Source organism: Streptomyces sp. KR55 (assembly GCF_052245645.1).
GTDB lineage: Bacteria > Actinomycetota > Actinomycetes > Streptomycetales > Streptomycetaceae > Streptomyces > Streptomyces flavusporus.
On sequence record NZ_JBQQCE010000693.1, the window covers coordinates 1 to 3,576 of the forward strand.

Here is a 3,576-nt window from a genome sequence, read left to right on the forward strand (position 1 = left end):
GCCGGGCGTAGCGGAGCCAGTACCCCAGCCCGACAAACCGACGGTCGAGGTAAGCGACACGCAGGGCCGCATCCCCGGCCTGCACCGCAGAGACGACATGGCCGAGAAGTTCCGCCACCTCATCCCGCGAGGGTGGTTCGACCCAGCCCAGCGCGGCACCTCCACTGACCAGGTCCGCCAGGATCTGGTGGGCCGACTCCGCAAACCGGACCTCCAGCTCCGGATCGGAAGTCAGCTCCATAGCGTCAAGGATGGCGGGCTCAGTGGTCACACCGCTGGTCATGGCCGGATTCATGACCGGCAGCCTAGCCAGCCCTAAGCCCAGCCGAGACCCCGCGCTCCAGCCTCGGCTGCAGCCAGGCCGTTACTGACCCATGCTCCTAGCCACATATCGAAATGCCGTGGCACAGTGTCCAAGACTGATCGATAGGCGGTGGAGACGATGGGTGACCGCTTTGAGCGGATCATCGATGTTGAGGTGACCGGCGAGGAGGCCGGGCCGCTCGCGGAGCGGATGGTCGACTGGATGGTCACCGAGGGCCTGATCACGCGGGAGCTGTCCAGCGACGGGGTGTACAGCCTGACCGTGGACGAGGGCTATGTACCAGGTCCCAACTGGGCGCGAGCCGTTGCCGACTCATCGGACCCGGACTGGCTGCCAGGCCCGGTGGCCGTCATCGTCGGGCGCGACTACCACGTCGGCGGTCAGGGAGTTGACGATGCGGAGTTCGCCGTCTGTCCGCGGTGCGAGACCAAGACCGTGATCATCAACTATCCCGAGGAGTTCGAGGCGGACGAGGAGGTCTGGCAGCCGTTCAAGGACGGCATCGCCGCCTGGAAGGAAACGGGTGAGGGGAGTGCCCCCTGCTCCACCTGCGGTGCCTCGGTCTCGGTCACCGAGTGGCAATGGGAGTCCAATTTCGCGGTGGGCGCCCTCGCCTTCGACTTCTGGGGCTGGCCGCCGCTTTCCGCCGGCTTCTGCGCGACGTTCAGCCAGCAGCTGGGGCACCGCACAGTGGAGCATATGGGCAAGTTCTGACGGGAACCCTCACACCTCAGCGCGGGAAATCCACCCAACGCGAGCCGCGTTCTCGCAGGTCAAGGAATTCCGTCGGTAGCCCCAGTACGCGGTGGCCGAGACCGGCCCCAGCCACAACCGCACACGCCGCGCGATCCTGCTGGCCCCCCTCGGCCTGATGCGCTCGCCCACAGGCGTCTCCCTCCTCCCGGCCGGCACCATGCCGGACCCGGGCGCCCAGGGCCCAACAGCGCGCCAGGAGACGGGCGTTGTCCTTCAGTGCATGTTTCTAAGCCCCAGTTCTGCGTAGCCTGGAGTCCTACGCTGGCTTCGTGTCCGAGGACGCCGGTCGGGCCGGGGAGCGGATCTGCCGGGGCTGCGGGGAACGGTTGAGGCCGGGAGCCCGGCCCGGGGCGGAGTTCTGTTCGTCGGTGTGCCGGTCCAGGCAGTGGCGTCGGGAATGGCGTTTGCGCCGGCGTCTGGCGGCCGTCCGGGACGGTTCGGGCGAGGTGGAGTGCCCGGAGTGCAGGGCGCGCTGGGTGGCTGGCGTCGACCGTCGCTCGGATGCGGTGTTCTGCTCGCCGCGGTGCAAGGTGAGGGCTTGGAGGCGCCGGGCGGAACCGTTCGGCGAACGCATCTCGGGTCCAACTTCGGTCGCCGACCTGCCATTTGCGGTCATTCGTTGTTATCTTAGGATTTTCGGTCTGACTCTCGGCTTGGAAGCGGGCCCTGTCCCGTCGCGGCCCCACGTGCCGTGCCCTGGCCCGCAGTTGGTGGTGAGACACCATGACCGAAGTGGCAGAGAAGGTCGGGAGCGTCAGCCAGTCCCGTTACGAACAGATCGTCGCCGAGCTGCGGGATGTGGTCGAACAGCAGGCGCGCGGGCAGTTCACGATCGGTGACCGCGCTCTGGAGATCGAGCCGATGAGGCAGCGGGGCGGACCGATGGCGGAGCCGGAGTGGACAGTCGAGGCGTCGCTGAAGCGGCTGGCCGACGACATCGGGCTGTCGGTCGCCACGGTGAAGACCACCAGGTGGGTGGCCTCCCGCTGGCCGAAGGAACACCGCAGTCCGAAGACGGCGTCGTACACGGTCCACCGGGCCTTGGCGAACATCGAGGACGAGGCGGAACGCTTTGCGGCGATCGGGACGCCGCCGGACGGCAAGGCCCGGTGGACCACGGACGACGCGAGCCGGCGCGTGGGTCAGCAGGTCGAGACCCCGATCACGCCGCAGGAGAAGGTCACCGCGATCCATTCGCTGGCCAGGGACGAGGAGGTCGCTGCGGCGGTTACCACTGACTTCCTCAAGCGTCCGCAGGTCGCGGCCAAAGTGTCGGCGGAGGACAAGGTCCGGGTGGTGGAGGAGTTCACACGGGACGAGTCGGTCGCGGCGACCGCCGCGACGAGCCTGCTGCGCAGGCCGGATGTCGCGTTCAAGGCGATGAGCGACGACACCGCCCGCTTCCAGGTCAACCATGCCCAGGTCGAACGTAGTCGGCAAGCCCGTGAGGACTTCGACCGCACCAGCCCAGTCGCCCCGGCCGTCCGTGCGATCGACCGGTCGGTGGAGTTCCTGGACCTGGTCACCGCCTGCCACTCCTTCGTGGCCGCCGCCGGCCGGACCGTCCCCGGCCTGCGGGACCGCACTCTCAACGGCGACGAACGCACGATTGTGCACGAGAACGTCGCCCGGGTGAGGGCGACGCTGGACTGGATCGAGACGGCCGTCGACACCGGCAAGGTCGACGTCGACGACGAGCTGGCCCGTCTGCTCAAGGGCGAATGAGGATGCCCCGCGCCTCACGGCGACGGGGCGATGCCGCCAGACGCCACGCGGACACCCTGCGGTTCGTGCTGTTCGAGGCCAGACCCGCCGGCCTTGATTTCCCTCAGCTGGTACGCGCCAGCGACCTGTCCGCCAGCCAGGTCCGCTCGGGCCTCGCCGCGTTGAAGGACCAGGCCGCGGAGAAGGGCTGGCCCCCGCTGACCTGGACCCGCCAGTCGGGCTACCAGCTCGGCGCCGAGCGGGCGGTGCTGGAGGCTTACGAACGGGCCGTGGTCAGGGAGAAGCTGACCGAGTTCCGCCGGTTCATCACCGGCACCGTCGCCCCGCACGCCGCCGCCCACCCCGGCGACAAGTGGGTCAAGCACATCGTCGCCCAGCTCAACTCCATCGAGTCCACCCTCGACCTCATCAACAGCTCCTGACCTGTGGCGGGACCGCCCTGCGGGCGGTCCCGTCACACTCGTTCGAAGGCACTCCCGCCATGCGCCGACGCCGCTACCCCTCGGACACCACCAACGCCGAATGGGCCCTTCTCGAACCGCTGTTGCCCACCCCGGCCTGCGAAACCAGCAAAGGCGGCCGGCCGGAGAAGCACCCTCGCCGCGAGATCGTCGACGCGATCCGATACGTCGTAGACACCGGCCAATGCCGTTGCTTGAGCTACTGAAGTATCGCGGGCGTAAGGGTGATGACCTTCTCCGGAACCTGTCGTGTGCCTCGCCTGACCTGGTCTTTCTTGCGCACGATGTACTGCGAGACCGGATGGCGGG

3 protein-coding genes and 2 pseudogenes are annotated in these 3,576 nt (G+C 68.3%); 4 read left to right on the plus strand and 1 reads right to left on the minus strand.

What is annotated here, in order from left to right; translation table 11 throughout:
• Nucleotides 1-283 (minus strand): annotated as a pseudogene (locus ACTWQJ_RS48455) (GNAT family N-acetyltransferase); the annotation flags it as partial.
• 159 nt (nucleotides 284-442) lie between these two features.
• Here ACTWQJ_RS48455 and ACTWQJ_RS48460 point away from each other — a divergent pair.
• From ACTWQJ_RS48460 to ACTWQJ_RS48475, 4 genes and pseudogenes are all read left to right on the plus strand, one after another.
• Complete coding sequence (locus ACTWQJ_RS48460; protein ID WP_443312746.1) at nucleotides 443-1,039, plus strand: hypothetical protein; 597 nt, start codon at nucleotides 443-445, stop codon at nucleotides 1,037-1,039.
• A 765-nt stretch (nucleotides 1,040-1,804) separates the two neighbouring features.
• Complete coding sequence (locus ACTWQJ_RS48465) at nucleotides 1,805-2,806, plus strand: DUF6192 family protein (RefSeq protein ID WP_443312747.1); 1,002 nt, start codon at nucleotides 1,805-1,807, stop codon at nucleotides 2,804-2,806.
• Nucleotides 2,807-2,808: 2 nt separating this feature from the next.
• Nucleotides 2,809-3,228, plus strand: coding sequence for a RacP protein (locus ACTWQJ_RS48470; protein WP_443312748.1), 420 nt, complete (start codon nucleotides 2,809-2,811; stop codon nucleotides 3,226-3,228).
• 59 nt (nucleotides 3,229-3,287) lie between these two features.
• Nucleotides 3,288-3,449, plus strand: a pseudogene (locus ACTWQJ_RS48475) (transposase); the annotation flags it as partial.
• Nucleotides 3,450-3,576 lie beyond the last annotated feature (127 nt).